General features: G+C 64.0%; 30 protein-coding genes. 18 read left to right on the top strand and 12 right to left on the bottom strand.

Annotated elements, in window-relative coordinates; translation table 11 throughout:
• Positions 1-70: 70 nt before the first annotated feature.
• A complete protein-coding gene (locus tag JAB8_RS12500; RefSeq protein ID WP_070289737.1) occupies positions 71-1,711 on the top strand; it encodes a methyl-accepting chemotaxis protein in 1,641 nt (546 codons plus the stop codon).
• A 92-nt stretch (positions 1,712-1,803) separates the two neighbouring features.
• On the opposite strand, the gene JAB8_RS12495 is transcribed toward JAB8_RS12500, so the two are convergent.
• Positions 1,804-2,172 (bottom strand): hypothetical protein, encoded by a 369-nt coding sequence (locus JAB8_RS12495; protein WP_070289735.1) that lies wholly within the window; start codon positions 2,170-2,172, stop codon positions 1,804-1,806.
• Positions 2,173-2,522: 350 nt separating this feature from the next.
• On the opposite strand from JAB8_RS12495, the gene JAB8_RS29070 reads away from it, so the two are divergent.
• The 7 genes from JAB8_RS29070 (at position 2,523) to JAB8_RS12465 (ending at position 7,830) form a co-directional block, all read left to right on the top strand.
• Positions 2,523-2,789 (top strand): hypothetical protein, encoded by a 267-nt coding sequence (locus JAB8_RS29070; RefSeq protein ID WP_139143025.1) that lies wholly within the window; start codon positions 2,523-2,525, stop codon positions 2,787-2,789.
• 471 nt (positions 2,790-3,260) lie between these two features.
• Positions 3,261-4,154 carry a creatininase family protein gene (locus tag JAB8_RS12490; RefSeq protein WP_083287699.1) on the top strand — a complete coding sequence of 298 codons (894 nt, stop codon included), beginning with the start codon at positions 3,261-3,263 and terminating at the stop codon, positions 4,152-4,154.
• A gap of 57 nt (positions 4,155-4,211) precedes the next feature.
• Positions 4,212-5,489: a YncE family protein gene (locus tag JAB8_RS12485; RefSeq protein WP_070289731.1), complete on the top strand. Its 1,278-nt coding sequence runs from the start codon at positions 4,212-4,214 to the stop codon at positions 5,487-5,489.
• A gap of 11 nt (positions 5,490-5,500) precedes the next feature.
• Positions 5,501-6,106 carry a pyridoxamine 5'-phosphate oxidase family protein gene (locus JAB8_RS12480; RefSeq protein WP_070289729.1) on the top strand — a complete coding sequence of 202 codons (606 nt, stop codon included), beginning with the start codon at positions 5,501-5,503 and terminating at the stop codon, positions 6,104-6,106.
• A 71-nt stretch (positions 6,107-6,177) separates the two neighbouring features.
• Positions 6,178-6,549 carry a VOC family protein gene (locus JAB8_RS12475; RefSeq protein WP_205602343.1) on the top strand — a complete coding sequence of 124 codons (372 nt, stop codon included), beginning with the start codon at positions 6,178-6,180 and terminating at the stop codon, positions 6,547-6,549.
• Positions 6,550-6,576: 27 nt separating this feature from the next.
• Positions 6,577-6,912: a hypothetical protein gene (locus JAB8_RS12470; RefSeq protein WP_070218261.1), complete on the top strand. Its 336-nt coding sequence runs from the start codon at positions 6,577-6,579 to the stop codon at positions 6,910-6,912.
• Between the two features lie 279 nt (positions 6,913-7,191).
• Positions 7,192-7,830 carry a phasin family protein gene (locus JAB8_RS12465; RefSeq protein WP_070218260.1) on the top strand — a complete coding sequence of 213 codons (639 nt, stop codon included), beginning with the start codon at positions 7,192-7,194 and terminating at the stop codon, positions 7,828-7,830.
• 106 nt (positions 7,831-7,936) lie between these two features.
• Here JAB8_RS12465 and JAB8_RS12460 read toward each other — a convergent pair whose 3' ends face one another.
• On the bottom strand, positions 7,937-8,959 hold the full coding sequence (locus JAB8_RS12460; RefSeq protein WP_083287697.1) for an alpha/beta hydrolase: 1,023 nt from the start codon (positions 8,957-8,959) through the stop codon (positions 7,937-7,939).
• A gap of 105 nt (positions 8,960-9,064) precedes the next feature.
• Entirely contained in the window at positions 9,065-9,955 is an 891-nt protein-coding gene (locus JAB8_RS12455) for a LysR family transcriptional regulator ArgP (protein WP_035817600.1), read from the bottom strand.
• A gap of 204 nt (positions 9,956-10,159) precedes the next feature.
• On the opposite strand from JAB8_RS12455, the gene JAB8_RS12450 reads away from it, so the two are divergent.
• Positions 10,160-10,765, top strand: coding sequence for a LysE/ArgO family amino acid transporter (locus tag JAB8_RS12450; protein ID WP_070289727.1), 606 nt, complete (start codon positions 10,160-10,162; stop codon positions 10,763-10,765).
• Here JAB8_RS12450 and JAB8_RS12445 read toward each other — a convergent pair whose 3' ends face one another.
• On the bottom strand, positions 10,766-12,187 hold the full coding sequence (locus JAB8_RS12445) for a coniferyl aldehyde dehydrogenase (RefSeq protein WP_070289725.1): 1,422 nt from the start codon (positions 12,185-12,187) through the stop codon (positions 10,766-10,768).
• 130 nt (positions 12,188-12,317) lie between these two features.
• Between JAB8_RS12445 and trxC the strand changes: the two genes are divergently transcribed.
• From trxC to JAB8_RS12420, 5 genes are all read left to right on the top strand, one after another.
• Positions 12,318-12,770 carry a thioredoxin TrxC gene (gene trxC / locus JAB8_RS12440; RefSeq protein ID WP_070289724.1) on the top strand — a complete coding sequence of 151 codons (453 nt, stop codon included), beginning with the start codon at positions 12,318-12,320 and terminating at the stop codon, positions 12,768-12,770.
• Between the two features lie 70 nt (positions 12,771-12,840).
• Positions 12,841-13,350, top strand: a complete 510-nt coding sequence (locus JAB8_RS12435) for a MarR family transcriptional regulator (protein WP_217494221.1) — start codon at positions 12,841-12,843, stop codon at positions 13,348-13,350.
• Complete coding sequence (locus tag JAB8_RS12430; RefSeq protein WP_070289722.1) at positions 13,347-14,093, top strand: HEAT repeat domain-containing protein; 747 nt, start codon at positions 13,347-13,349, stop codon at positions 14,091-14,093. The genes JAB8_RS12435 and JAB8_RS12430 overlap by 4 nt, the downstream gene beginning before the upstream one ends.
• A gap of 24 nt (positions 14,094-14,117) precedes the next feature.
• Complete coding sequence (locus JAB8_RS12425) at positions 14,118-14,450, top strand: DUF6616 family protein (protein WP_070289721.1); 333 nt, start codon at positions 14,118-14,120, stop codon at positions 14,448-14,450.
• Between the two features lie 64 nt (positions 14,451-14,514).
• Positions 14,515-15,105 (top strand): DUF1287 domain-containing protein, encoded by a 591-nt coding sequence (locus JAB8_RS12420; protein ID WP_070289720.1) that lies wholly within the window; start codon positions 14,515-14,517, stop codon positions 15,103-15,105.
• Here the strand turns inward: JAB8_RS12420 and JAB8_RS12415 are convergent.
• Positions 15,074-16,546, bottom strand: coding sequence for a PLP-dependent aminotransferase family protein (locus JAB8_RS12415; protein ID WP_070289719.1), 1,473 nt, complete (start codon positions 16,544-16,546; stop codon positions 15,074-15,076). The two genes, JAB8_RS12420 and JAB8_RS12415, sit on opposite strands and share 32 nt — an antisense overlap.
• A 104-nt stretch (positions 16,547-16,650) precedes the next feature.
• Between JAB8_RS12415 and JAB8_RS12410 the strand changes: the two genes are divergently transcribed.
• The gene (locus tag JAB8_RS12410; protein WP_070289718.1) at positions 16,651-17,091 is read left to right on the top strand and encodes a carboxymuconolactone decarboxylase family protein; all 441 of its coding nucleotides are present in this window, start codon (positions 16,651-16,653) and stop codon (positions 17,089-17,091) included.
• 79 nt (positions 17,092-17,170) lie between these two features.
• Positions 17,171-17,470 (top strand): hypothetical protein, encoded by a 300-nt coding sequence (locus JAB8_RS12405; protein ID WP_070289864.1) that lies wholly within the window; start codon positions 17,171-17,173, stop codon positions 17,468-17,470.
• A gap of 117 nt (positions 17,471-17,587) precedes the next feature.
• Here the strand turns inward: JAB8_RS12405 and JAB8_RS30155 are convergent, their stop codons facing one another.
• Both JAB8_RS30155 and JAB8_RS12400 read right to left on the bottom strand, forming a co-directional pair.
• Positions 17,588-17,710: a hypothetical protein gene (locus tag JAB8_RS30155; protein WP_275528099.1), complete on the bottom strand. Its 123-nt coding sequence runs from the start codon at positions 17,708-17,710 to the stop codon at positions 17,588-17,590.
• Between the two features lie 114 nt (positions 17,711-17,824).
• The gene (locus tag JAB8_RS12400) at positions 17,825-19,000 is read right to left on the bottom strand and encodes a multidrug effflux MFS transporter (protein ID WP_070289717.1); all 1,176 of its coding nucleotides are present in this window, start codon (positions 18,998-19,000) and stop codon (positions 17,825-17,827) included.
• Between the two features lie 189 nt (positions 19,001-19,189).
• On the opposite strand from JAB8_RS12400, the gene epsC reads away from it, so the two are divergent.
• Positions 19,190-20,128 (top strand): serine O-acetyltransferase EpsC, encoded by a 939-nt coding sequence (gene epsC / locus JAB8_RS12395; RefSeq protein WP_070218250.1) that lies wholly within the window; start codon positions 19,190-19,192, stop codon positions 20,126-20,128.
• 137 nt (positions 20,129-20,265) lie between these two features.
• Here the strand turns inward: epsC and JAB8_RS12390 are convergent, their stop codons facing one another.
• The 5 genes from JAB8_RS12390 to JAB8_RS12370 all read right to left on the bottom strand — a co-directional run bounded on the left by JAB8_RS12390 (position 20,266) and on the right by JAB8_RS12370 (position 25,382).
• Complete coding sequence (locus JAB8_RS12390) at positions 20,266-20,745, bottom strand: META domain-containing protein (RefSeq protein WP_070289716.1); 480 nt, start codon at positions 20,743-20,745, stop codon at positions 20,266-20,268.
• 73 nt (positions 20,746-20,818) lie between these two features.
• Positions 20,819-21,721, bottom strand: coding sequence for a subclass B3 metallo-beta-lactamase (bla, locus tag JAB8_RS12385; RefSeq protein ID WP_070289715.1), 903 nt, complete (start codon positions 21,719-21,721; stop codon positions 20,819-20,821).
• 106 nt (positions 21,722-21,827) lie between these two features.
• Complete coding sequence (locus JAB8_RS12380) at positions 21,828-23,228, bottom strand: LLM class flavin-dependent oxidoreductase (RefSeq protein ID WP_070289714.1); 1,401 nt, start codon at positions 23,226-23,228, stop codon at positions 21,828-21,830.
• Between the two features lie 3 nt (positions 23,229-23,231).
• Positions 23,232-24,059, bottom strand: coding sequence for a MetQ/NlpA family ABC transporter substrate-binding protein (locus JAB8_RS12375; RefSeq protein ID WP_070289713.1), 828 nt, complete (start codon positions 24,057-24,059; stop codon positions 23,232-23,234).
• A gap of 108 nt (positions 24,060-24,167) precedes the next feature.
• The gene (locus JAB8_RS12370) at positions 24,168-25,382 is read right to left on the bottom strand and encodes an acyl-CoA dehydrogenase family protein (RefSeq protein ID WP_070289712.1); all 1,215 of its coding nucleotides are present in this window, start codon (positions 25,380-25,382) and stop codon (positions 24,168-24,170) included.
• 255 nt (positions 25,383-25,637) lie between these two features.
• Here JAB8_RS12370 and ssuE point away from each other — a divergent pair, with 255 nt between their 5' ends.
• On the top strand, positions 25,638-26,258 hold the full coding sequence (gene ssuE / locus JAB8_RS12365) for an NADPH-dependent FMN reductase (RefSeq protein WP_070289711.1): 621 nt from the start codon (positions 25,638-25,640) through the stop codon (positions 26,256-26,258).
• Positions 26,259-26,274 lie beyond the last annotated feature (16 nt).

Here is a 26,274-nt window from a genome sequence, read left to right as displayed (position 1 = left end):
CCTGGCCACCTGATCGGCAGCTACTCATCCCGCCTGGCCTTGCCAGGCCACCTTTTTACTGTGAAACACCATGAATATCACCAAGCAACTCATTCTGACCCTCACCATCGCCTTGCTGGCCCTGCTATTGCTGGGCGCCGGCGGCGCCATCCAGCTGCAGCGCGCCCAGGAACGTTTCGACACCGTGCAAAACCGCATCATTCCCAGCATCCAGGGCTTGAATGCGGCCAAGGGTTTCCTGGCCGATTCGCGCCTGGCCGGCTATCGCCTGTCCGTGTTCTCGAATCTGGCCGACAAGACGGCGCTGGACAAGGCCGTGGCCGACGCCAACACGAATTTCGACAAGGTCATCGCCACCTACCGCGCCGAGCGCCTGTACGATGCGACGGACAGCAAGATGCTCGACGCCGACCAGGCCGCCATGGAAGCGTACCGCCGCGCGCTCGTGCCATTCTTTGCCGCCGCCTACGCGGGCGACATGGATGGCGTGCGCGCCACCTTGCTGGCCGGCACGCCGCTGGCCATCACGGCCGCCGCCGCGAAAAAGAGCATGGATGACCATATCGCCTACAACAACAAGCTGGTCGACGATGTCAAAGCGGAAAGCCTGGCCGCCTACGACACGGCGTTCAACACCATGCTGGCCGTGCTGGGCGTAGCCGTGCTGCTGACGGGCGCGCTGGCCTGGCATATCTACCGCACCATCAGTGGCGGCCTGGGCAATATCGAACATACGCTGGAGCGGGTCAGCGCCTCGCTGGACCTGTCCGCGGCCATGCCCGTCGAGCGCATGGATGAAGTGGGCCGCACGGCCACCGCCTTCAACAAGTTTCTGGAGCGTATCGTCGGCGTGATCGCCACCGTGCGCGCCTCGGCCGATACGGTCAGCGTGGCGGCCGCGCAGATTTCCGCCGGCAATGCGGACTTGTCCGTGCGCACGGAGCAGCAGGCGTCGTCGCTGGAAGAAACGGCCTCCAGCCTGGAAGAGCTGACCTCGGCCGTGCGCCAGAATACGGACAATGCGCGTCAGGCGAACTCGTTGGCCGTGTCCGCCTCGGACGTGGCGCGCAAGGGCGGCGCCGTGGTGGCGCAAGTAGTAGGTACGATGGGCTCGATCAATGAATCGGCGAAGAAGATCGCCGACATTATCGGCGTGATCGACGGCATTGCCTTCCAAACCAACATTTTGGCGCTGAATGCGGCCGTCGAAGCGGCCCGCGCGGGCGAGCAGGGCCGCGGCTTCGCCGTGGTGGCAACGGAAGTGCGCAACCTGGCGCAGCGTTCGGCCGCGGCTGCCAAGGAAATCAAGGGCTTGATCGAGGATTCCGTCGATAAGGTCAACACGGGCAGCGCGCTGGTCGACCAGGCGGGCGCGACGATGGAAGAAATCGTCGCCAGCATCCGCCGCGTGACGGACATCATGGGCGACATCGCCAACGCCAGCCACGAGCAAAGCGCCGGCATCGAGCAAGTGAACCAGGCCATTTCGCAAATGGACCAGGTCACCCAGCAAAACGCGGCCCTGGTGGAAGAGGCGGCGGCCGCCGCATCCTCGCTGCAGGACCGCGCCGTCGAACTGGTCGATGTGGTGGCCGTATTCCGCCTGCGCGGCGATGCCAAGGAAAAATCATTGAAGGTGGCGGGCGGCTTGCCGGCTCCCGAAACGGCCCCGCGCCGCGCAGCGCAACCGGCGCGCCGCATGCTGGGATGAACTCGGGCATGCCGTATGTCATTGTCAGGTGCTGGAAGGCTTCCACACCTGCTTTGACGCATCGACGCCATATTCCCAAGTAAACGTTTTTTCTATTTATTAATCAATAATATAAATGGGATTTTGAAAAAGCTGGAAATGGCCTCGCCAAACGGTTTGGAGGGAAATTCAACGATGTTCCTCCCTGTTTTTTGACGAATCTGGTTCGCCAAATCGTGAATATCGCTGGCCTCATTTCCATGCAGGCGTCTGCCGTTTACTCCCCCCATCATGCCCGCAGAATGGATGGTTTCGAGGTCGTCTATATATGCCTGTCGTTGGACGTTGTTCATGTAGAGCGTCTGCTTATAGATTGATGACTTTGCGGCTTGTTCGTTTTCCGCATCCCAATCGAAGTCAACAAAGGCCAGAGCGGAGCAGAAGGTCAGATAAATAAGGAAAGCAGTTGATATTCTTTTCATTGAGAGGATGGTTTTAATCAGATTCAATCTGAAGATAAGGAAGGAATGCCATCAACGATAGCAAATTTTCCACATGGAAACATCACACATTGTCACATTCGCGTAAGCGCCAGGGTGCAAGCTTGGGTTATTCAAGCTGATGTGGAAATAAATATGGTGCCATGCCAAAGTTTCAGATATCGGTATCGCATTACGGTTGGCGGACCATTTTTTGAAAAACAGCTAACAGGCATGTTATATTATATAAGTTGCCTCTTGGAAATTTTATCCTCGGCCACGTTATATCAATTAACCACTTTTCTTTTCGGCCGCCGATGACCTGCCCAGTGTGTAATGCCCAAAATTCAGCCATGAGTGCACGTTGCCTCGAATGTGGAACCATCCTTATACAGGAAGCAATTGCCCGTCCTGAAGCGTTGCAACAAACCGTGGACAATCTGGATCGGCGCATGTACATCGGCTACGGCGGCTTGGCAGGTTTCGTCGTTGGCATGGGCAGTTGGATGGTTATTTCTCAGGATGAGGCAGAGGTCAAAGGCTGGCTTTTGATCTCGGTCATGACGGGCGCCGCACTGGGCCGTTTTATTGCATGGCGCAGGCGCAATAGGCTTGAGTAAATTCGAGCGAACTACCCGCGGCTGTTCTTGACGGGTAGCGGCGATGTCGTGAAACGTAATAAGCAAACGTAAGAAGCAAACGGCTTGTCGGCAATTTCTAAGTAATCCTCGGGAAATTAGTGTGAATTTATGACGAACAGAACCGGATGCTGTGCAAGGCGCTCGCTGCGACGCAGTGCGGGCACTGCTAGCAGTGAGCAACGCCGCAGAGCGCCGGTTATGGCAGTCAGAAATCACAATAATTTATTGGGGGTTACTTAGCGCGTCGGCATGGTCCTCCTGATCAGACACGGCGTTCGCTGTTCATGCGGACGACGCTGCGCCATTCGCTGCCCCAGGTCAATTCCTCGCAAACTGCCGCGTCAAATTAACGTGCCCTTCCCGTCATGATGGAATACAATTCCTGCGTGGCAGCCAGCTTGCCTGGCAAGGCCGGGCACGGCGCCTTTGACCTCGGAAAGATGTTGGCTTATGACTCTGCAGTTCCCCCAGCGAACGGCGCCGTGTGCGCCATCCACGCTCCGTATTTCACGCAAGCCCCTCGTTTCCCTGTTCGTCCTGACGTTGTCGTCTCTGCTGGGCACGGCGCCCGTCATGGCGGCCGCGCCTGCCAGCGGCAGCGTCATGCTGGAAGAACTGACCAGCACGGAGTTGCGCAGCCGTATCGAGCACGGCGCCACCACCGTGCTCGTGCCGATCGGCGGCGTTGAGCAGAGCGGGCCGTATATCGCACTGGGCAAGCACAATGTGCGCGCCGGCTTGCTGGCGCGCCAGATCGCACAGCAGCTGGGTAACGCCATCGTCGCCCCCGTCGTCTCCTACGTGCCGGAAGGCGCGATTTCGCCACCGGCCGGGCACATGCGCTTTGCCGGCACGATTTCGATACCGCCGGCCGCCTTCGAAGCCGTGCTGGAAGGGGCCGCCGCCAGCCTGCGTCAGCATGGCTTCCGCGACATCATTTTCCTTGGCGATCACGGTGGCTACCAGAAGAACGAGCAGAACGTGGCGAATAAACTCAACCGCGCCTGGGGCAAGACACCTGCGGGCAAGGAAGCGCGCGCCTACGCCTTGCTCGATTACTATGACATCACGCAATCGGCCTATATTGCCGAATTGCAGAAGCGCGGCCACAGCAGCGCCGAGATCGGCCTGCATGCGGGCTTGGCGGACGCGGCCTTGATGCTGGCGACGGACCCGTCGCTCGTGCGCAGCGAGGCCATGGCGCACGGACCGAAGCCCGGCGTGGCGGACGGCGTGCGCGGCGACGCGACGCGGGCAACAAAGGAGCTGGGCCAGATCGGTATCAAGCTGCAGGTAGACACCTCGGTGGCCGCCATCAAGCAATTGCTGCAACGAAATAAATAAATCTTCCGCTGGAAGTGCTGAACTTCCGGCTTTTGCAATGAAATGACGCGAAAACACATGAAAAAATCTCAACGACGCACCATCGTCACCTTGTCCGCCCTGGCTGCCGCACTGGCCGGCCTGGGCGTGGCCAGCCAGGTCATCGGCGCCAGCACGCCGGCCCCGGCCGCTGTCGCCGCGGCGCCGGCGGCCGCCTATTCGCCGCTGCCGGGCATGCCGCCGCTGGTGGACCCGAAAAACGTGTACGGCAGCATCGCCAGCAGCAATATGAGCCCCGTCGTCAAGGATCACTTGCGCCGCGTCTATGTGCCGAACCTGCGCTCGAACGATGTCTATGTGATCGACCAGGACAGCCTGAAAGTGGTCGACAAGTTCAAGGTCGGCAGCGGCCCGCAGCACGTGGTGCCGTCGTGGGACTTGCGCACCCTGTGGGTGGCGAACAATGCCGAGCGCACGGACAAGGGCAGCCTGACGCCGGTCGACCCCTTGACGGGCAAGCCGGGCAAGGAAGTGCCCGTCGATGATCCCTACAATATGTATTTCACGCCGGACGGCAAGTCGGCCATCGTCGTGGCCGAAGCGCGCCACCGTCTCGATTTCCGCGATCCGAAAACCATGGCGGTGCAGTATTCGATCGATACGCCCCAGTGCGGCGGCATCAACCATGCGGATTTCTCGAACGATGGCCGCTACGCCATGTTCACCTGCGAATTCGACGGCACCATCGCCAAGATCGACCTGGTGGGCCGCAAGGTCGACGGTTACCTGAAATTGCAGATGCCGGCCAAGCGCTTTGCCGAGTCCGGCCCCGTGGGCGGCCCGGCGAATGAAATCTGCAGCGTCAAGAAGGGCATGCCGCAAGACATACGCATTTCGCCGGACGGCAAGAAATTCTTTATCGCCGACATGGACGCCGACGGCGTGCACATCGTCGATGGCGCCACCCTGAAGGAAATCGGCTTCATCCAGACGGGCGTGGGCGCGCACGGCCTGTACCCGAGCCGTGACGGTAAAAAGCTGTACGTGGCCAACCGCGGCACGCACCGCATCCACGGCAAGCCGAAGGGCAAGGGTAGCGTCAGCGTGATCGATTTCGCCACGGAAAAAGTCGTGTCGAACTGGCCGATTCCCGGCGGCGGCAGCCCCGACATGGGCAATGTGAGCGCCGACGGCAAGTATCTGTGGCTGTCCGGCCGTTTCGACGACGTGGTGTACCGCATCGATACGAACAGCGGCAACGTGTCCAAAGTGAAAGTCGGCCAGGAACCGCACGGTCTGACCGTCTGGCCGCAGCCGGGCCGCTATTCGCTGGGCCATACGGGCAATCTGCGCTAAGCGGGGGGCGCATGGACATCGATTCGTTGGAGCAACTGCGCGCGCATTATCCGCCCGCGCAGGGGCGGGCGCTGAGCAAGCAGCTCGACCACCTCGATCCGCATTGCATCGCCTTCATCGGGCTGTCGCCGTTCGTCGTGCTGGCCACGGGCGGGGCTGGCGGCCAGCTCGACGCCTCGCCACGCGGCGGCGCGCCCGGTTTCGTGCATGTGCTCGATGCCCATACCCTGCTGCTGCCCGGTGCCAAGGGCAATAACCGCCTGGACAGTTTCAGCAATATTGCCGAGATGGGCAGGGCGGGACTGCTGTTCATGATTCCCGGCGTCGATGAAACCTTGCGCGTGAATGGCGAGGCCAGCCTCAGCGATGATGCGGCGCTGCTGGCGTATTTTGCCGGCGAGCGCAACCCGCCGCGCCTGCTCATGCGCCTGCGCGTGGCCGAAGCTTATTTGCACTGCGCCAAGGCCTTGATGCGTGCGCGCCTGTGGGATAGCACGGCCCAGGTCGAACGCTCCGTCTTGCCGACGATGGGCCGGATGATCGGGGACCAGACGGGAAGTATTGGCCCGCTGGAAACACAGGAGCAGATGCTTGCCCGCTACGCGCAGGATCTGTAGCTTTGCTTGCTTAAAAGGCAATGCTGGCGCATACTGCGCTTCCTTTCCCACTACCTGCAAGGAGCGCCATCATGATTCTTGATCACATCGGTTTGACTGTCAGCGATGCACAGGCCAGCAAGGCTTTCTTTTCCGCCGCCCTGGCGCCTCTGGGCGTCTCGGTGGTGATGGAAGAGCAGGGCTGGGTTGGCATGGGCAAGGATGGCAAGCCCGATTTCTGGTTCGGCGTGGGCGGCGCGGCGCATGCCGGCATGCATCTCGCCTTCGCGGCCGACAACCGCGCCCAGGTGGACGCGTTCTACAAGGCCGCGCTGGAAGCGGGCGGCAAGGACAATGGCGCGCCCGGCATCCGCGCCATCTATCACCCGAATTACTATGGCGCTTTCGTGCTGGGGCCCGATGGCCATAATGTCGAAGCCGTCTGCCACCGTCCCGAGCCTTGATGCCGGGCATTACCTGAAGAGAGCAGCATGAAGCACAGCGCCACCCTGTTTGCCGATGATGCCGGCCGCTATGCCTACGTCAAAGCGGGTTTCTCCTGGCCGGCCCTGTTCCTGGGTTCGTTCTGGGCGGTCGCCAAGCGCCGCTGGTGGCTGGTGCTGCTCATGTTGGCAATGGATGTGTGCCTGTGGTTTGGCAGCCATCTCGCCACCGAAATGCGCATCGGCCCGATGATGCTGCTGATGGCCGGCGCGGAACTCAGTTACCTGCTGGCGCGCGGCTGGTACGGCAACCGCTGGCTGGAAGCGTCGCTGCGCAGCCATGGCTACAAGCCCGTCGTGCCGGGCACGGGCGCCGCTGGCTGAGCTTGCCTGACACAGATTTCCCTTTCCGTTACTGACGTTTGCCAAGAGCAAGCCGTCCAGCCCAAACTTTTTGCGCAGCCTAGCGCACCTTTGATCCAGATCATGCCTCACCTGCGGTGCTCACGTAGCCTTGGGACTCGCGTTGCAAAGCATCTTCCCACCAATCGGATATGTTTTTTCGCGTTTCGTGGCGTAGCCCGGCTGTCTGTCTCACCGTTCGACAGCCGGTGGTGTCGCCATCTGTTTATGTCCACCCAACCGCTATTAATGAGGAACTCCATGTATCCATATTCCCGTAGTGTTACCCCCGCCGCCAAAAATCACCTGGAAGCGCAGCTGGCTTTCTTCAATGGCCTGTCGAAGTCGCTGTTTCAATCGATGCAGCATTTCAGTGACCTGAACATGCAACTGGCGCAAGGCTTGCTGGAAGAAAGCACGGTCACCAGCCAGAACCTGTTGACGGTCGAGCGCGCCGAAGATGTATTCCAGGTGGCCGCCGCCTCGGGCCAGCCAGCCGCCGAGCAACTGCGCAAGTATCAGCAACAGGTGTCGCGCCTGGCTGCCGATACGCAGGTCGAACTGGCCAATGTGGCAGAGCGTCATGTGAATGAAACGAGCCGTACCGCCAAGGCCCTGGCTGAAGAAGTGGCCCGCACCGCTTCGGAAGAAACGGAGAAAAACGTGCGCAAGCAGCAGGAAGCGATGCAGCGCATGGCCGAACCGTTCCAGGCCTATCAGCAAAACGGCGCTAACCGCGACCAGCAGCGCGGTGCGCAAAGCCGTGACGGTCAAAGCCTGCAAAGCGCCAGCCACCAGGGCAGCCAGCAGTCGTCCGGCAGCGAAAGCTCGGCCAGCGGCAGCGCATCGCAAGCGGGCTCCGCTCAAAGCAAGAGCAGCAGCGCCAGCCGTAAAGAGTAAGTACGAAGCTGCTTGCAGCTGAGCCGCATCGCGAGGGCCGAGCCTTGCTATGCGGCCAGCCGGCACGCGGCATTGTGCGTATTGGTTTGGGCAGAGCGCCCGCCCTTCACGGGGCGGGCGTTTTGTCGTATGCGTGCAGCTCCGGGGCTGGCGTGCCTGAGCCAGGTGAGCGGGGCGGCAAGGCTGGCCCTGCCGGCGAGCCGGTATCTGACAAGACTGCGGGCAAGACCGCTGACGAGACCGCGTTGCCGGCGCCACTGTTCGCATCGATGAAGGCGCTGACGGTGTCCAGCGTGGGCGCCAGCCTGCGCAACGGGGCGGCCAGCGTGGCGACCAGGGTGGCGTGGCCCACATGGTCGAAATAGGTTTCCGTCACGGACCGGTGCAGCGCGCGCAAGGCGCTGGCCAGGCCGCCCGTGTTGCGTTGTGGATCGACCAGCTTGTCCTTGCCGGGCTTTGGAGCGATCAACAGGGCGGGTGGGGCGTCGGCCGTCACGTGATGAATGGGCTGCGAAGCGGCGGGCGTGTCCGGGTAAAAGAACACGGGCCGGGTGATGGTGTTTTCGATCGGCAGGAAATCATAAGGGCCGGCCAGGCCTATCCAGCCCCGCAAGTCGTGCGGACGCATGCCATGGCGCGCCAGCAGGCTGGCGTCGAGCGCCAGCATGGCCGCATTGTAGGCGCCGGCGCTATGGCCCATGACAAACAAACGCGTCGGGTCGCCGCCATGGCGGCTCGATTCCATCGCGGCCCAGGCCACGGCGCGGGCCGCATCCTGCAATATCTCGGGGTAATGCACGTCCGGATACAGCCGGTAGTCGGCGATCACGGCCAGGTAGCCGCGCGCCGCGAGCGCGTGGCCGACGAAGGCATAGTCGGCGCGCTCGCCCGTCGTCCAGTTGCCGCCGTAAAAGAACACCACCACGGGCACGGGGCCCGTGCGGGTCTTGGGCGCGTACACATCGAGTTTCTGCCGTGGCAGGGGGCCGTAGGCCAGGCCGCGCGTCACGTGCGAGGTGCTGCCGGATGACAAGGCATTGATGGCGGTCAAGGGCGAGCAGGCAGCCAGGCCGGCAGCGAGCGGGATGGCCGCCAGCAAACCGAGCAGGGTGGTGCGCAGGATCGTCATGCGGGCTCCCGATGGTGATGGTGGATGCTTGCAGTGTAGGCCAGGCTGGGCAGGGTGCACACGGGGAAGTTGCTGTTTGGTATAGATAAATGTTGCATGCGTCAATCAATCCTGTAACAGCCATTTGCGCGCCGTGGCGATGACGGCGTCCGACAGGGTGCGCGTGAGGGGGGTCTGGATATCCCAGGCATGCCAGGTCAGGGGCACGTCGAGCGCCTGCCCGGCCGCCACGTCGACGAGCCTGCCGGCGGCCAGCGCCGTTTCCGCCTGCAGCAGGGGCACCATGCCATAAGCATAGCCCGCTTCGATGAAGCGTACGAAGTCGCGCGCCGAACCGAGCACATGGTGCGGATAGCGGCCCGTGTAGCCGAGGCGGTGCTGCAGGTAGCGTTCGTGCAGCGCATCCTTGCTGCCGAACGTGATGGCGGGCGCCTGGCTGACGGCTTCCACCGTAAAGCCATGGGGAAACCACTGCTGCGCGAATGCGGGGGACGCCACGCACAGATAGCGCATGCCGCCCAGCGGCGTGGCCGTGGTGCCGGCCACCAGGTCGTTGGCGCTGGTGACGCAGGCAAACACGCGTCCTTCGCGCAGCTGGCTCAAGGTATGGTCCTGGTCGTCGAGGCGGATATCGAGCAGGCAGGACGGCGGCGAGAGCAGCGGCCCCAGCGCTTCCGGGATCCAGGTGGCGGCGCTGTCGGCGTTGACGGCGATGGCCAGCGCCGGCAATTGCGTGGTGGGACCGGGCTGGGCGTCCAGCGCCGCCTCAAGCAGCTTGACTTGCCGGTAATGGGCGATCAGGCGCTGGCCCGCTTCCGTGGGCAGTGGCGGGTGGCTGCGGATGATCAACAGGGTACCTTCCAGGTTTTCCAGGGTGCGGATGCGCTGCGACACGGCCGGCTGGCTGATCGCCAGCGCCTGCGCGGCCTTTTCAAAGCTGCCCAGGCCAATCACGGCGTCGAGGGCGGCCAATCCACGGTAATCGACGACGCGCATAAGATTCTCTTATATATGGTTAGAATCATTCATTATACTTATATTTACTTTTTCTTTACACTGTTGAAATAGGGTAACAACTCCACTCTCCCGCGCGGTCCCCCTGGTTCCGCACCACCCTCCACCTACCTCTGATGACTTTGCCGTTGCCGGCAGAGCGTGGGCGGCCGTGCGCGTGATGGAAAGCAATGGAAAGGAATCGATATGGACAGCGCAATTTTCTTGAAAGGCATGGGGCTCGGAGCGAGCCTGATCGTGGCCATCGGCACGCAAAACGCATTCTTGCTCAAGCAGGGGCTGAAGCGCCATTACGTGCTCACCTGCATACTCGTCTGTTTGCTGTGCGATGCCATCCTGATCACGGCCGGCGTCGCCGGCATGGGCACTTTTATTGCCGACAATCCTGATTTCCTGCTGCGGGCCAAGGCCGCTGGCGCCACCTTTCTGATCGCCTACGGCTTGCGCGCTGCCAAGTCGGCCTGGCGTCCAACGGCCATGACGGTGTCGGCCGCCAAGTCGCCCGAAGGCTATTGGGCCGTGATCGGCGCGGCGCTGGCGTTCAGCCTGCTGAACCCGCATGCCTTCCTCGACACGGTGATTTTGCTCGGCTCGATCGGCGGCCAGCATGAAGGCGCGGGACGCTTCTACTTTGCCGGCGGCGCCATCATGGCGTCGGCCCTGTGGTTCTTCCTGCTGGGCTTTGGCGCCCGCTACCTGGCGCCCGTGTTTGCCAAGCCCATGGCCTGGCGCGTGCTCGACGGCATTATCGCCCTCGTCATGTGGGCCATCGCCGCCTCGCTGTTCCTGTAATCAGCGGGTCAGGAAGTTCAATACGCGGCTGGCCAGCTTGCCGTACGGCGGCCGCAGCAGTGCCAACGCGCTGTAGCGCGCCTGGTAGAACACGGGCCGCAGCTTGCTGAAAGTGTGAAAACCTTCGACGCCGTGGTAGTGGCCCATGCCGGACTCGCCCACGCCGCCGAAGGGCAGGTCGTGCTGGCCCACGTGGAACAGCGCATCGTTGACGGAGACGCCGCCCGACATCACCCGGTCGATGAGCGTTTGCACCGTGTTGGCGTCATTGCTGAACGGATAGATGGCAAGCGGACGTGGCCCTGCGTTGATGCTGGCGATCACGGTCTCCAGCTTTGTATAGCCGCGCAGCGGCAGGATGGGGCCGAAGATTTCCCGCGTCAGCAGCAGGCTGTCTGCGGGAGCGTCGAGCACGATGTGCGGCGCGATCTTGCGCGTGGCGCGGTCCCAGGCCGGACCTGGCAACAGGGAAATCACTTGCGCGCCCCGCGCGCGTGCTTCGTCCAGCGCCTGCAGCAGCCGGTCAAAGGCAGCCTCGTCGATGATGGACGTATAGTCGGGCGTGTCCAGCCGCGGGTAACGTGCGGGCATGATCTGGCGCGCGTGCTCGACGAAGGCGGCGATGCTGGCTTCGGGCAGCCAGGCATGGTCGACGCTGGTGCAGATCTGCCCCGCGTTCAGGTATTTGACGAACAGGATGCGCTCGGCTGCCGTGCGCACGTCGAAATCGGCGCAGACGATGGCCGGCGCCTTGCCGCCCAGCTCCAGGGTGACGGGGCACAGATTCTGTGCGGCGGCCGCCATGACGGCGCGGCCCGTCTGGCCGGAACCCGTAAACAGCAGGTGGTCGAACGGCAGTTGCGAAAAAGCAATGCCCACGCCGCCCGTCTCGTCAACAAACTGCAGCTTTTCCGGCGGGAAATAGGCGGGCATGGTCTCGATCAGCAGCCGGGCCAGGTGGCGCGAGTTTTCGCTCATCTTGACCATGGCGCGGTTGCCGGCGGCAAAGATGTAGGTCAAGGGCACGAGGCTCAGGTTGACGGGGAAATTCCACGGCACGATGACGCCCACCACGCCCAGCGGCTGAGGCAGCACGCGGTTGCGGGCGCCTGGAAAACTGCGCCAGTCCACGCTGCGGCGCTGCGGCCGCATCCACTTTTTCAACTTTTTCAGTACATGATCGATGCCGTCGATGGCGGGAAAGATCTCCGCCAGCAAGGTTTCGTGGTGGGAACGGTTGCCATAATCGGCGCTGATCGCCTCGCACAGCGCGTCTGTATGGTCGCGGATGAAGCGCTGCAGGGTTTGCAGGTCGCTTTTGCGTTCGGCAAGCGTGGGTACCGGGTGGCCCAGGCAGGCGGCACGCTGCACGGCCAGGACAGTAGCCAGCCCGGCGTTCTTGTTGTTTGCGACATCAGGCATGTTTCTCCTTGGCCGGCGGGGGAATATGCGCGCCGTTCCAGCACACTATAGTGGACTATGCAGATAAGCGCCGCCGCACGATACGCCGTAAAATGTCCGGCAACTGTACGCTACCCTTTCCAGGAATGCCATGACCCCGACCACGCCAGACTCCCTGCACATCGTGTGCCCCCATTGCGACGCCGTCAACCGCCTGCCGGCCGCGCGCCTGATTGAACAGCCCACTTGCGGCAAGTGCCAGAAGGAGCTATTTACGGGCCAGCCCGTGGACCTGGCCAGCGCCCGTTTCCTCAAGCATATCGAACGCAGCGACATTCCCGTGCTGGTCGACTTCTGGGCGCCGTGGTGCGGCCCGTGCCGCAGCATGGCGCCATTCTATGTGCAAGCCGCCAAGACCCTGGAGCCGGCGTTCCGCGTCGTCAAGGTAAATACGGAAGCGTCGCCGGACCTGGGCAGCCGTTTCAATATCCGCAGCATTCCCACCCTGGCCCTGTTTTTGCGCGGCGTGGAAGTGGCGCGCCAGCCGGGTGCCATCGATGCGCATGCCATCGTCGCGTGGGCCAGGGATAAAGCCCGTCTTTAAGGCTAGGGGAAAGCCTTCACGGTTTTTCATTTGACATGTGGTATGGCGCCATATTATATTGCGCCATATGATAAAACTCGAACAGAAATACACGGCCTTGCTCGGTGACGTGCAGCGCCGCGCGCTCGGCGCGGACATGCCGGCAGCCGTCGAACGCCTGCGCCTGTGCTTTGAAGTGCTGGGCCTGGCATCCGCCATCGATGGCGATTGCGCCACGCGCCTGGGCCGGCATGGCTTGTCGGAAGGCAAGTTCGTGCTGCTGGCGCTGCTGCGCGACGTGCCCGACGGACTCTCGCCGCATGCACTGGCCGAGCGGGCCGGCGTGACGCGCGGCACCATCACGGGCTTGCTCGACGGCCTCGAACGCGATGGCTTCCTGGCGCGCCACGCGGACCAGCTCGACCGGCGCAAGCTGCTGGTGCGCCTGAGCGCCAAGGGAGCAGCGGCCGCCGCCACCCTGGTCGATGAGCACGCGCAATGGATCGCCAGCCTGTTTGCCGATTTCACGCCGGACGAGATGCGGTTGTTGAGCGCGCTGCTGGAAAAAGCCTGGCGCAAGACGGACCGAGGGGCGCCATGAGCCGTGGCGTCGCCGACATCGCCCCCGCGCGCCTGGCCCTGCTGAATGGGGGCAGCGTGGCCAGCGCCACCCTGACGGAGGGGCTGGCCGTCGATTTCGCCCAACTGCTGGCCGCCGCCGTGCCCGATCTCGGCGCCGCCCGCCTGGAGCGGATGCACGCGCAGGCCGCCGCCGGCATCACCAAACGCATGGCCTTGGCGGCGCAATTGCTGCTGGAAGCCGACGCCGACCTGGCTATGCTGCAAGCGCATCCATCCGACACGGTGCGCGGCTGGGCCTGCTTTGCCATCGCCGCCCAGGCTGGCTGGTCCTTGCCGCAACAGCTGGCCGCCATGCGGCCGCTGGCCGACGATGGCCATTTTGGCGTGCGCGAATGGGCCTGGCTGGCGCTGCGGCCCCGTCTGGCCGAGCATCTGCCTGACGCCATCGCGCTGCTGGCGCCGTGGACGGCGGACCCGTCGGAAAGAGTGCGCCGCTTTGCCTGCGAAGCGCTGCGCCCGCGCGGCGTGTGGTGCGCGCATATCGCCCAATTAAAAGAGCAGCCGCAGCTGGCCTTGCCCCTGTTGCAGCCCTTGCGCGCCGACCCGGCCGTCTACGTGCAGGATTCCGTGGCCAACTGGCTCAACGATGCAGCGAAGAGCCAGCCGGACTGGGTGCGCAGCCTGTGCGCGCAATGGCTGCTGGAAAGCCCCGCTGCCGCCACGGCACGCATTTGCAAGCGCGCCCAGCGCTCGCTGGCCTGATCATTCATCACCGAAGGAGAAACCATGCATTATCTGTTAGAGCTGTACAGCCCGAAACCGGCCTGGCTGGCCCTCGATGGCGCCGCGCGCCAGGCGTATTTCGCCACGGTGGGCGCCGGCATGGCGGCCTTGTCCGGCAGCGGCGCCGAAGCGCTGGCCATGGGCGCCGTCGACGGCGGCAAGCTGCACGCGGCTGCCCAGCAATTCTATGCCGTCTGGCGCTTCCCGGACGAGGCGGCACTGGACGCCTTGCTGGCCGGTATCGCCGCCACGGGCTGGCACGATTATTTCGACACCATCAATGCGGCCGGCCCGGCCGTGGATTTCCCTGCCCATCTGGCGCAGCTGGCCGCCTAGCGTCCGCCATTTTCCTTGCTACTACGGTAAAGTTGGCATTTTTTCCATCCGACCACTGACGTTGATGCCAATCAAACCGCTTTTCACCGTGATGCTTGCCCTGGCGCCCATGCTGGCGTCGGCAGCCCCTGCCAGCCCGCAAGCCCTGGTTGCCGCCGCCCGCAGCCAGGTGGGCGTGACGGTGCAGTACGATCCGCGCTACGAACGCCTGGCCTATCCGGGCGGCGACGTGCCGCTGGAGCGGGGCGTGTGCACGGACGTGGTCGTTCGGGCCTACCGCCAGCTGGGGCAGGATTTGCAGGTGCTGGTGCACGAAGACATGCGCAAGGCATGGCAGGTGTACCAGCAGCAGGGACGCTGGCAGATGAAGGGACCGGACCGCAATATCGACCACCGGCGCGTGCCGAACCTGGGCACCTACTTTGCCCGCCACGGCACCAGCCTGCCTCCAGCGACGCAAGCGAACGCTTACCGCGCGGGCGACATCGTCACCTGGCGCCTGCCGCGCAACCTCACGCACATCGGCATCGTCAGCGACAAGCAGTCGTCGAGCGGCGTGCCGCTGATCATCCACAACATCGGCGAAGGCGCGCGCGAGGAAAATATCTTATTCAGTTATCCGATCACGGGGCACTATCGCTGGCAACCCCGCTGAGGGGCAGGGGCGCCATGTCTTGCAGGATCGCCAGCACGATGGCCAGCGCCGTGTCGATATCGAGCTTGTCGATGGCGCCATAGCCGAGGAACAGGCCTTCATGGCGCGCGGGGCCATGGTAAAAACCGGCCAGCGCATACAGGCTGACGTCGGCCAGCCGTGCGCGGCGCAGCAATTCGGCTATATCGAGCGGCGCCTGCGCCAGCGCCGCCACGTGGAAGCCGGCGCTGGCCGGAACCAGGCGGAACCACGGCGACAACGGGCCGTTGAACCAGTGCTGCAGCCGTTCGCGCCGTCCCGCATAGATGTCGTGGCAGCGGCGGATATGGCGCAGCAAATGGCCGTCGCCGATGAACTTGGCCAGCGCATGCTGGCCCAGGCTGGCCGTATGGCAATCGCTCAGGTATTTCACCGTCTGCATGGCGGGCACGAGGGCTTGCGGCAGCACCACATAGCCCAGGCGCAGTTCCGGCAGCATGATCTTGGAAAAGCTGCCCACGTGCGCGACGACGCCATAGCGGTCCATGCTTTGCAGCGCATCCTCGGGCCGGCCTTCATAGCGGAAGGCGCTGTCATAATCGTCCTCGATAATGATGGCGCCCAACTGCCGGGCACGCTCCAGCAAGGCATGGCGGCGCGCCATGCTCATCGGCATGCCGAGCGGAAATTGATGTGCGGGCGTGACATAGATCAAGCGCGTGCCGTCGGGAATTTGCGTGACGACAAGACCATCCTCGTCCACTTCGATACCCACCACGCGCGCGCCCTGGCTGGCGAACACGGCGCGCGCCACCGGGTAGCCGGGTTCTTCCACGGCAACCGTGTCGCCCGCTTCCAGCAGGGTCAGCGCCAGCAGGTGCAGGGCCTGCTGCGCGCCGCTGGTGACGAGTACCTGTTCCTCGGTGCAATGGATGCCGCGGCTGAAGGCGGCATGGCCGGCGATCGCCGCGCGCAAGGCGGGCAAGCCTTCCACGGGGCCATAGCGGCCGCGCGCCTGGCCACCCTGGCGCAGCGCGTGCAGCATGCAGGCGCGCCATTCATCCTGCGGGAAGTGCGCAGGCGTGGCGCGCCCGCCGATGAAGGCATAGCGCGCCGGCGTTTCCTGGCTGGCCCGGCGCAACGGCGTGGGCGTCGCTTCCCAGCGGGCGATGCGCTGCGCGCTGGCCAGCGGCGTGCTGGCATGGCGGCGCTGCGGCGAGGCGTGCGGCGTCTGCACGAAGCTGCCCACGCCGACTTTTCCTACCAGCAACTTCTCATAAGCGAGCCTCTCATATACGTCGGACACCGTCTTGCGCGACAGGCCCAGCTGGCTGGCCAGCAGGCGCGTGGGTGGCAATTGCTGCCCATCCGTCAGCCGGCCCGAGCGGATGGCTGCGCTGAGCTGGCGGTACAGCTGGCCGCCCAGGTCGCGCGTGCCGTCGATCAGGATGTGTAATTCCATGGGGTTTCTGCTGGTGGTCTGCTGCTTTTCGGGGGGATTGGCCTGTCGCGCGTACTTCTTGCGCTTTTACAATGATGCATCTTTACTCCATCTAGGAATGCATCATGACACAGCAACGACTCGATTTTACACAAGCTTCGCCCGATGCCGTCAAGGCCATGTACGCTCTGGAAGCGGCGATTGCCAAACTGGGCGTGGAACACTCGCTGCTTGAGCTGGTCCGCCTGCGCGCCTCGCAAATCAATGGCTGCGCCTTTTGCGTGGACATGCACACGAGCGACGCGCGCAAGGCGGGTGAAACGGAACGCCGCCTGTATGCCGTGTCCGTCTGGCGCGAAACGCCGTTTTTCACGCCGCGCGAGCGGGCCGTGCTGGCCTGGACGGAAGCGCTGACCCTGCTGCCGCAAAGCCAGGCGCCCGATGACGTGTATGCGGCGCTGGCGGCACAATTGACGCCGGCGGAGATGGTCAACGTCACCCTGGCCATCGGCTCCATCAATACCTGGAACCGCCTGGCCGTGGGTTTCCGCAAGATGCCCGAATAACTCTGTGTTCGTTCGCGAACAGACGATAGGCTGGTCTCTGCGTAGTCTGGCAAGACGATTGATCAGCCAGGGAGCAGCCATGCAAGAAGTACCTATCGGAGAAGGCGCCGCAAAGACGCCGCAGCAGGAGGAAGAGGCGCGCCGCGAATTCATCGCCGAACTGTGGCGGCGCTTTGAAGCTTTGCAGGAATGGGCCGTCAGCCATTGGCCCGACCAGCAGCACCCTCTCAGTTCCGCCGACTTCGTCGAGACGCGCAAGGAAATCCTGAGCTTGCGTTCGCCGGCCGGTTCCTTGGGCCAGCCATCGCAGAACAATGAAGCGGAACCGGAGCAGGGCGGGGCGCAATATCAGGATGTGACGCCGGCACCGTGGCCGTAACCTTGGCCGTCATCGTGCCTCTATCTTGGTTATAGGTCGGATTAGGACCGAAGGGCCGTAATCCGACAACATGGTTGGCAGATGCAGTCGGATTACGCGCTTGCGCGCTAATCCGACCTACGCTTCTGCCTTCCCTTGCGCAAACACCCAGCACAATAAACTCACCAGCAGCCCCGCCATCACGCCATACGCCAGGTTCAGGGCGCTGTCGAACAGCAGCGGCGCCACCAGTCCCGACACCAGCGCGAACAGGCCGTAGGTCGGCTTAGGTCGTAGGTCGGATTAGCGCTTGCGCGTAATCCGACGTCACCCGCCAACAATGTTGTCGGATTACGCGCTTTGCGCTAATCCGACCTACGCTTCTGCTTTCCCTTGCGCAAACACCCAGCAAACCAAACTCACCAGCAGCCCCACCATCACGCCATACGCCAGGTTCAGCGCGCTGTCGAACAGCAGCGGCGCCACCAGGCCAGACACCAGCGCGAACAGCAGCATCTGGATGAACGACTGCATCGACGACGCCAGGCCGCTGTTGTTGGGGAAGTGGTTCAGGGCCATCAGGGTCATCGGCGGCATGGCGATCGACAGGGCGAACGAGTAGAAGAACAGCGGCAGCACGGCCCATGGCACTTCGGCGGCAAACACATAGTTGTAGCCGATGTTGGCCAGCGCGGCGACCAGCATCAAGATGAAGCCGGCCCAGATCATCTGGCGCTGGCTGTAGCGATGGGCGATTTTCGCCGACAGGGCCGAACCGAACACCATGCCGCTGATCAGGGGAATGAACAGCCAGGCGAAGGCCGTTTCCGGCAAATGCAGGATGTTGATGATGAAGTAGGCGGCCGAACCGATGTACAGGGCGAAGCCGCCAAAGGCGGCGCCGATGGCCGTCGACAGCAGCAGGAACTGACGGTGGCACAGCACTTTCCAGTAATTGACGGCGATGCCGCCCAGGTGGAAGGCGTGGCGCTGCTCCTTCGGCAGGCTTTCGGGCAGCGCGCGCCAGACGACGACGAACATCAGCACGCCGAAAGCAGTGAGGAACCAGAAAATCCAGCGCCAGCCCAGGCTGACCTGCAGCCAGCCGCCCAGCACGGGCGCGATGGCCGGCGCCAGTGCGAACACCATCATGATGTGCGAGAGGATTTTCTGCGCGGCGGCGCCGGAATAGCGGTCTTGCACGATGGCGCGGCCGATCACGGAACCGGCGCCCGCCGAGAGGCCCTGCAGCACGCGCCAGGCCAGCAGCCAGCCCAGCGACGGCGCCAGCGCGGCGCCCACGGAGGCGATCACATACAGCACCAGCGAAACGAGGATCACGGGACGGCGGCCGAACGAATCGGACAGGGTGCCGTAAAACAGCATCATGAAGGCGAACGTGAACAGGAAAAAGCTCAGGGTCTGCTGCACCAGCAGGGGGCTGGCATTGAAATCTTGCGTGATGGCGGGGAAAGACGGCAGATAGGTGTCAATTGCAAGCGGTCCGACCATCGCCAGGCCCGCCAAAATCCAGGTTAATAATTTAGTCATGTGGAAGAGTGTTTTTGTTAGTCCGTCATTTTACGCTAGCGGCGGGAATCGAGTCCGGCGCCGCGGCGGTTTGCCATCCATATGCGTTTTTCGCATATGAAACCTTGGAATTCTTCGTTTGCACCGCTTGCCGTCACCGTTAAGCTGGGGCGACCCGGCTTGTTAGCCGCTTTTTGGAAGTGATACGCCATGCACAGTATTTATCCGGCGGCGCCCGCCGACGACACGGCCCAGTGGAATCTGGGACCCGTGATCCAGGCCCTGCGCAGCTCGCGCGAAGACAAGCACAAGATCCGCCATAACGGCAGGGTGCGTGAACTGCCGTCGCGCGAAGCGCTCACCACCATCGTCAACGGCCTGTCGGCGGCCCTGTTCCCCACGCATTACGGGCGTCCGAATCTGACCGATGAAAGCATCGACTATTTTGTCGGCGACACGCTGAACACGACCCTGAACCGGCTCAGCGAGCAGGTGCGGCGCGGCTTGCTATTTTCCATACCAGCTGGTGATGAACAGAACGGCGCCAGTGACGACGCGGCGCTGGCGCAGCAGGCGCGCGACATCACGCGCGCGTTTGCCGCCAGCCTGCCCGACATCCGCGCCCTGCTGGTGTCGGACGTGCAGGCCGCCTATGCGGGCGACCCGGCCGCCACCTCGGTGGCCGAGATCATGCTGTGCTATCCGGGTACCATCGCCATTCTGTACCACCGCCTGGCCCACCAACTGCACGCGCTCGGCGCGCCTTTCCTGGCGCGCCTGATCGCCGACATCGCGCACACCCTGACGGGCATCGACATCCACCCGGGCGCGCACATCGGCGCATCTTTCTTCATTGACCACGGCACGGGCGTGGTGATCGGCGAGACGGCCATCATCGGCCAGCGCGTGCGCCTGTACCAGGCCGTTACCCTGGGCGCCAAGCGCTTTCCCGCCGATGCTTCCGGCGCGCTGATCAAGGGCACGCCGCGCCACCCCATCGTCGAGGATGACGTGGTGATTTACGCGGGCGCGACCGTGCTGGGGCGCATCACCATCGGCGCGGGATCGACTATCGGGGGGAATGTGTGGCTGACGCAGAGCGTGCCAGCGAATAGCAATGTATCGCAGGCGCAGATGCGCAACGATTGAAGAGTGGCCGAGAAAACGTCCATGGCGGCGTTACAGCGCCTGGCCGTACTAGCGTACTGCCTGCGGCGCTGCGCCTTGCCCTGAACGTTTTTCGGGCACTCTTCAAGCCGGGCGTGGCGCCTGGCTTTGCAAAAACCTTACTTCACCGTCAGCGCTTCATAGCGGGCCACGGGCACGCCATCCTTCAGCAGCAGCAATTCCTGGTCCGCGTAGCGGTAGCCATTGACTTCGCCCAGGGTGGTCAGGAGTTCGCGCTCGAGGTCCATGTCCTGCGGCTGGCACATCATCATGGTGCCGGCCAGCTGCGAGAAGGCCAGGGTGCTGACGCCATCGCTGGTGTAGCCGCCCATCATCTGGTTGCAGCCGCTGTGGCCGCTGGCGCGGCCTTCGGCCAACTGCAGGGTCACTTCGCGCTGTTCAGGCGCCTTGCGCACCACTTGCTTGCCCTTCAATTCCTTCAGCTTCCACTGCGTGCCCGCCAGCTTCGGCGCCGGCTTGGCGGGCGAGGTGGCGCCGGGGGCTGCGGCGGCGGCGTCGCTGCGCACGGGCGTTTGCGCGCAGCCGGCCGTGATGGCGACGATGGCGGCGAGGGGAATCAGTCTGGCAATCTTGAACATGGCATTTCCTTCTTCAAATGAATGACGTCAGATTAGCAGATACGCGCCGCGCCGGCGTGCACGGTTGACAAGCCTATCGCTCCTGCTCCAGCCGCGCCTCGAGCAGGGTGCGCGCCGCCGCCACGTAGGCGCGGCAGGCCTGCGGGTCGACGAAGGCCTCGCTGCCGGCCGTGGCGCTCGCTTCCAGCCGTTCCCACAGTTGCGACGCTTCCGGGTGGGCGGAGATCAGCACGTCGCAAGGCAGCTTTTCCAGGGTCTCGAAGCTGTGGCGCAGGTCCGCCACCGCGTTCGGATACTCGCTGCTGGCGCTGAACTTGAAGCCGGGGCGCGAGACGGCGTTGAGGCTGTCCGCGTAGACCATGTTCAGGCAGCGGGGGCCGTCGCACGATTGCCACGTCCAGCTCAGGCCCCCGGGCGTGTGGCCCGGCGTGGCGTGCGCCGTCAGTTGAATCGGGCCGACATTGAACTGGCCGCCGTCGCGCGCCAGACGCATGTCCTTGACGGGCGGGTACTTGGGCAGCGCGTGGTATTGCGGGTCGTCCGGTCCCACTTCGCCCGACGCCAGGTCCAGCGCGGCCGACGGGCTGGCGGCCACCAGCGCATTGCTGCGCCGCTGCAGCTCGGCCAGGCCGCCCGCGTGGTCGATATGGCCGTGCGAATTGAGGATCAGCTTGACGTCCTCGATGCGAAAACCCAGCGCGCCGATATTGGCGATGATCTTCGGCGCCGATTCCGGCAAGCCGCCGTCGATCAGCACATGGCCCTGCGGCGACGTGATGAGCACGGAACTGAGGCCTTTCACGCCCACATAATAAGTATTGCCGAAGATGCGGAACGGCGTCTGGTCGGCATTCCAGGCGGCGCAGACTTCGCAGTCCGGCGTCTGCGGCGTGGCTGGCGCAGGTGTTTGCGCCTGGGGGGCGGGGCTGGCCAGCAGCATTGCCAGGAGCAGCGCGCGTGGTGGTGTGAGGGGCATTGCGATCCTTATCCGTGTTGCCAGTGTGACATATGCTGACACGGAACGGGGCGCGATGCAAACGCTGGCAGCGATGCCGGTCAGGGTAGCTGCGGATAGCGTGCCCTCAGGCGGCGGCCAGCGTGGCGCAGGACGGGACCGAAGGCGCGATGCTGACCTGACGGCCCGCGTGACTGGCGGGCAGGCGCGGGCCCTGGCCGAAGACCTTGTGGCGCAAGCTGCCTTGCTCGTACTGGGTGCGGTAGCGGCCGCGCCGCTGCAGTTCCGGCACGATGTGTTCCACCACGTCGGCCATGCTGTCGTGCGCCACGGCGAAGGCGAGATTGAAGCCGTCGATGCCCGTCTCGTCCAGCCAGCTTTCCAGCTGGTCGGCCACCTGGCGCGCGTCACCCACGAGCACGGGGCCGCGCCCGCCCAGGCCGATGTATTCGGCCGCCTCGCGCACTGTCCACGTGCGGTCCGGGTCGGCCTGGCTGAACGAGGCCAGCGCCGAGCGGCCGGCCGGGGAATCGATGTAGTCGATGGTGGCGTCGAGCGGATAGCGGCTGAAATCGACGCCCGTCCAGCCCGACAGCAGCACCAGCGCCGCCTCGATGTTGACGTGGCGCAGATAGTCGGCGTGCCTGGCGCGCGCTTCTGCTTCCGTGGCGCCCGTGATGATCAGCGCCTGGGCGTAGATCAGCAGCGCCTCGCCATCGCGGCCGCTTTGCCGCACGGCGGCGCGCAAGTCGTCGGCGTAGCGCTTGACGACCGTCTTGCTGGGGCCACTGACAAACGTGGCTTCCGCATGGCGCGCCGCGAAGCGCGTGCCGCGCGGCGAGGTGCCCGCCTGGTACAGCAGCGGCGTGCGCTGCGGCGACGGCTCGCACAAATGGATGCCGGGCACCTGGTAGTGGCGCCCGGCATGGTTGATCGGATGCACCTTGGCTGGATCGGCGTAGATGCCGCGCGCCTTGTCGTTGACGACGGCGTCGTCGTCCCAGCTCTTTTCCCACAGCTTGTAGACCACTTCCAGGTATTCGTCGGCCAGGTCGTAGCGCTCGTCGTGACCCAGTTGCTGTTGCAAGCCCAGGTTGCGCGCCGCGCTGTCGAGGTAGCCAGTGACGATATTCCAGCCGATGCGCCCGCCGGTCAGGTGGTCGAGGGTGGAAATGCGCCGCGCGAACGTGTACGGATGTTCATAGGTGAGGGCGCAGGTGACGCCGAAACCCAGGTGCGTGGTGGCTTGCGCCATGATGGGCACGAGCGCCAGCGGGTCGTTCAGCGGCACCTGCACGCCGTGTTCCAGGGCCGCATCGAGGCTGCCCCGGTACACGTCATACACGCCCAGCACGTCGGCGAGAAAAACCGCGTCGAACAGGCCCGCTTCCAGCAGCCGCGCCAGTTCCGTCCAGTGTGCAGGATCGGTATAGCGGTGGCTGCGGTCGCGCGCATGCGTCCACAGTCCCGGCGACTGGTGGCCGACGGTATTCATCTGGAAGGCGTTGAAGCGTATCGTCTTGGCCATGGCTTATTTGGCCGCCGTCTGCAAGGCTTGCTGGTAGTCGGGTTTCGAGTAGCCGGCAAAGTGTTTATTCGTGATGTCGAGGAATTCGCGCGAGCGGTAGGCGGCCGCCAGGTCTTTCGCGAACTGCTTGTCCTTGTCGGCCGTGCGGATGGCCACCAGGTTGATGTAGTTGGGCGAGATCTTCTCGGCCACCAGCGCGTCCGTCAGTTTCAGCCCCGACGCCAGCGCGTAATTGCCATTGATGAAGGAGTAATCGGTGTCGCCCAGCGAGCGTGGCAGCTGCGCCGCTTCCAGCGGCAGCAGCCTGATTTTCTTCGTGTTGACGGCGATATCCTTTTCCGACGCGCGCACGGGGTCGAAGCTGGCGCGCAGCTTGATCCATCCCAGCTGGTCCAGCAGTACCAGCGCGCGCGCCTGGTTGGTCGGATCGTTCGGCAAACCCACGGTCGTGCCTTCCTTCACGTCGTCCAGGGTCTTGTGCTTCTTGCTGTAGATGGCGATCGGCGCCGTGGGGATCGTGATCAGGTCCGTCAGGGCCAGCTTGTGCTCGAGCGCGAATTTTTTCAGGTAGACGATGTGTTGGAACACGTTGGCGTCCAAGGAACCCTCGGCCAGCGCGAAGTTTGGCTGGATGTAATCGTTGAACTCGACCAGCTTGACCTTGTAGCCCTGTTTTTCCAGGATAGGCTTGATGCCCAGCTTGATCTGGTCCGCGTACGGCCCGGCGCTGGTGCCGATGGTGATCTCTTTCGGGTCTTTGGCGTGGGCGAAGCTGGCCGTCAAGGCCAGGGTCAGGGCGGTGAGGACGATGCTGCGGCGGGCGATGGTCATGTTAACTCCTGCTTAGTGAAGAACTGGGGTCAGACCCGCCGGGTCTGACCCCGGAAGTCCGTTAAATTGCCTGCGGCGCAAATGTATCGATTCGCCCAGGCCGTGGTTTTACGAATATGCCGTCGGCTCGGGCACCGTGCCGGTCAAGGCAAAGCGTCCCAGGTCGCGCAGCTTGTAGTCGATGGGGTCGTGCAGGGTATGCACGCGCACGTTGCGCCAGTAACGGTCGAAGCCGTATTGGGCCGAGGTGGAGCGCGCGCCCGTCAGTTCGAACATCTGGCTGCTGATCTCCAGTCCCGCCTTGTGCGCAAGGCACTTCGCCTCGGCCACGGCCACGGCCAGCAAGCCCCGTTCGCGCGCCGTCACCAGCGCGCCCTTGCGGAATACGGCTTCCAGTTCCTGCGCCGCCGCATCGGCCAGCACCTGCGCGGGGCGCAGCAAGAGCCACAGCTGGCCGTAGCGGTGCTGGAGCAAAGGGTCATCCGTCGCTTGCGCCACGCCCGAGGCAAACCAGGCTTTCGCCTGCTCGCCCGTGTAGCGGCGCGCCGCCTCGAACGCGCCTTCGGCGATGCCCAGGTATAAATTCGCCATGATCAGCTGCGCGATCTGCGAGCGCACGGTGGCTTGCGGCGTGGCGGCCTGCGCGGGCGCCTGCAGCACCAGCTCGCGCGGCAGGGCGACGGCCTGGAAATGCACATTGCCGCTGTCCGTCTGGCGCTGGCCGAAGGCGTCCCAGTCCGCCTGCACGGTCACGCCATCCTGGCGCGTGGGCAGGGCGCCGATCAGCGCCGTCTGCGTGGGCGCGTGCCAGGCGGAGACGGTCAGCCAGTCGGAGCCGACGGAACCGGAAGAAAAGCTCTTGATGCCGTCGAGGACGTAGCCGTCGCCGCTGTCGCTGGCTGTGACGCGCTTGTCTAGCGGGTTGAGGGCATTGCCCCAGAACAGGCGCTCGTCGACGGTCAGGGTGAGCAGGCGGCGCTGCTGCTGTGCGCTGCCGTACAGCTGCAGGCCCGCCAGCTGCAGATGGTGGAAGCCGAAGACATGCGCCAGCGCGCTGTCGGCCCGCGCCAGGATGCGGATCACCTGGTACACGAGGGGCCACGACGCGCCCTGGCCGCCGAATTCCACGGGAATCGACAGGGTCAGCAAGCCTGAATCGCGCAGCCATTCGCGTTCCTGCGCCGCATGGCCGCCGGCCTGGTCGCGGGCATTGGCCGTTTCGGCCAGGCGCGCGGCCAGCAACGTGGCGATGCTGATGGCGTCCTGCAGGGGTTCCGGCACAGGCGGCTGAGGACGGGCGGCATGGAGAAAAACGCTAGACATGGGTGACATTCCAGAAAGACGATGAGGCCGATATTGCACCGCCGGGCGCGCGCCGTATACGAAGAAAACCGCGCATGGATATGCGAAAAAAGCCATGCGGGGAGGAGCGTCTTCGCTTGCGGGGCGTCAGGCCCGGATAGACAAAAAACGCATATCGAAGCGCGAAAGCATTCGTTTTATCGGGCCGCTGATGGCGATAGGCTGCAAGCATCCAAGTAGCCAAATCAAACCATCACGTACAGGGACGGGCATCACATGAGCATCTTGTTATTGGGCGGCAGCCCGCAACTCCCATCGAGTTCCAGCCGTTTGCTGCTGCATATCGGCGAACAGCTGGCGCTGCAAGGCCACAGCTACGCCAAGCTGCATGTGCGCGACCTGCCGTCGCGCGCCCTGCTGCTGGCCGACTATGACGACGCGGCGATCTCCCGCGCCGTGCGCGCCGTGGCCGACGCCGACGCCATCGTGATCGCCACGCCCATCTACAAGGCGTCGTATACAGGATTGCTGAAAGCCTTCCTCGACCTGCTGCCGCAAGATGGCCTGGCCGGCAAGCTGGTGCTGCCGCTGGCCACGGGCGGCGGCCACGCCCACACCCTGGCGCTCGACTATGCGCTGCGCCCCGTGCTGCATGCGCTGGGCGCCAAGCAGGTCTTCACCAGCATCTATGCGAATGCGCAGCAGCTGGCGTGGCACGAAGAGGGGGGCTTGAGCCTGGACGCGCCGATCGCCGCGCGCGTGCAGGCCGGTATCGAGGAGCTGTCCACCGGCCTGTTCGTGCTGCAGGGCCGGCGTCCGCCCGCGCCAGTCGATATCTCGTTACCCGTGCGTTCGCTGCAAGACCAGCCTTACGCCCCTCAGTATCAAGCCGCCTGATTATTCACCGACCAAG

Source organism: Janthinobacterium sp. HH106 (assembly GCF_001758725.1).
GTDB lineage: Bacteria > Pseudomonadota > Gammaproteobacteria > Burkholderiales > Burkholderiaceae_D > Janthinobacterium.
The sequence above is the reverse complement of the archived record's forward strand: the minus strand, read 5'-3'. Positions and strand labels throughout refer to the sequence as shown.

What these genes read in the sequence shown, in the direction of transcription:
- JAB8_RS12460 (WP_083287697.1), bottom strand. Translation starts at nt 8,959, where the DNA reads ATGACGATCCTGCGCACCACCCTGCTCGGTTTGCTGGCGGCCATCCCG.
- trxC (WP_070289724.1), top strand. Translation starts at nt 12,318, where the DNA reads ATGACCCCGACCACGCCAGACTCCCTGCACATCGTGTGCCCCCATTGC.
- JAB8_RS12370 (WP_070289712.1), bottom strand. Translation starts at nt 25,382, where the DNA reads ATGTCTAGCGTTTTTCTCCATGCCGCCCGTCCTCAGCCGCCTGTGCCG.
- JAB8_RS12495 (WP_070289735.1), bottom strand. Translation starts at nt 2,172, where the DNA reads ATGAAAAGAATATCAACTGCTTTCCTTATTTATCTGACCTTCTGCTCC.
- JAB8_RS12390 (WP_070289716.1), bottom strand. Translation starts at nt 20,745, where the DNA reads ATGTTCAAGATTGCCAGACTGATTCCCCTCGCCGCCATCGTCGCCATC.
- JAB8_RS12485 (WP_070289731.1), top strand. Translation starts at nt 4,212, where the DNA reads ATGAAAAAATCTCAACGACGCACCATCGTCACCTTGTCCGCCCTGGCT.
- JAB8_RS12420 (WP_070289720.1), top strand. Translation starts at nt 14,515, where the DNA reads ATGCCAATCAAACCGCTTTTCACCGTGATGCTTGCCCTGGCGCCCATG.
- bla (WP_070289715.1), bottom strand. Translation starts at nt 21,721, where the DNA reads ATGCCCCTCACACCACCACGCGCGCTGCTCCTGGCAATGCTGCTGGCC.
- JAB8_RS12450 (WP_070289727.1), top strand. Translation starts at nt 10,160, where the DNA reads ATGGACAGCGCAATTTTCTTGAAAGGCATGGGGCTCGGAGCGAGCCTG.
- JAB8_RS12455 (WP_035817600.1), bottom strand. Translation starts at nt 9,955, where the DNA reads ATGCGCGTCGTCGATTACCGTGGATTGGCCGCCCTCGACGCCGTGATT.
- JAB8_RS12380 (WP_070289714.1), bottom strand. Translation starts at nt 23,228, where the DNA reads ATGGCCAAGACGATACGCTTCAACGCCTTCCAGATGAATACCGTCGGC.
- JAB8_RS12415 (WP_070289719.1), bottom strand. Translation starts at nt 16,546, where the DNA reads ATGGAATTACACATCCTGATCGACGGCACGCGCGACCTGGGCGGCCAG.
- JAB8_RS12410 (WP_070289718.1), top strand. Translation starts at nt 16,651, where the DNA reads ATGACACAGCAACGACTCGATTTTACACAAGCTTCGCCCGATGCCGTC.
- JAB8_RS12465 (WP_070218260.1), top strand. Translation starts at nt 7,192, where the DNA reads ATGTATCCATATTCCCGTAGTGTTACCCCCGCCGCCAAAAATCACCTG.
- ssuE (WP_070289711.1), top strand. Translation starts at nt 25,638, where the DNA reads ATGAGCATCTTGTTATTGGGCGGCAGCCCGCAACTCCCATCGAGTTCC.
- JAB8_RS12490 (WP_083287699.1), top strand. Translation starts at nt 3,261, where the DNA reads ATGACTCTGCAGTTCCCCCAGCGAACGGCGCCGTGTGCGCCATCCACG.
- JAB8_RS12375 (WP_070289713.1), bottom strand. Translation starts at nt 24,059, where the DNA reads ATGACCATCGCCCGCCGCAGCATCGTCCTCACCGCCCTGACCCTGGCC.
- JAB8_RS12430 (WP_070289722.1), top strand. Translation starts at nt 13,347, where the DNA reads ATGAGCCGTGGCGTCGCCGACATCGCCCCCGCGCGCCTGGCCCTGCTG.
- JAB8_RS12425 (WP_070289721.1), top strand. Translation starts at nt 14,118, where the DNA reads ATGCATTATCTGTTAGAGCTGTACAGCCCGAAACCGGCCTGGCTGGCC.
- JAB8_RS12475 (WP_205602343.1), top strand. Translation starts at nt 6,178, where the DNA reads ATGATTCTTGATCACATCGGTTTGACTGTCAGCGATGCACAGGCCAGC.
- epsC (WP_070218250.1), top strand. Translation starts at nt 19,190, where the DNA reads ATGCACAGTATTTATCCGGCGGCGCCCGCCGACGACACGGCCCAGTGG.
- JAB8_RS29070 (WP_139143025.1), top strand. Translation starts at nt 2,523, where the DNA reads ATGAGTGCACGTTGCCTCGAATGTGGAACCATCCTTATACAGGAAGCA.
- JAB8_RS12500 (WP_070289737.1), top strand. Translation starts at nt 71, where the DNA reads ATGAATATCACCAAGCAACTCATTCTGACCCTCACCATCGCCTTGCTG.
- JAB8_RS12480 (WP_070289729.1), top strand. Translation starts at nt 5,501, where the DNA reads ATGGACATCGATTCGTTGGAGCAACTGCGCGCGCATTATCCGCCCGCG.
- JAB8_RS12400 (WP_070289717.1), bottom strand. Translation starts at nt 19,000, where the DNA reads ATGACTAAATTATTAACCTGGATTTTGGCGGGCCTGGCGATGGTCGGA.
- JAB8_RS12470 (WP_070218261.1), top strand. Translation starts at nt 6,577, where the DNA reads ATGAAGCACAGCGCCACCCTGTTTGCCGATGATGCCGGCCGCTATGCC.
- JAB8_RS12445 (WP_070289725.1), bottom strand. Translation starts at nt 12,187, where the DNA reads ATGCCTGATGTCGCAAACAACAAGAACGCCGGGCTGGCTACTGTCCTG.
- JAB8_RS12405 (WP_070289864.1), top strand. Translation starts at nt 17,171, where the DNA reads ATGCAAGAAGTACCTATCGGAGAAGGCGCCGCAAAGACGCCGCAGCAG.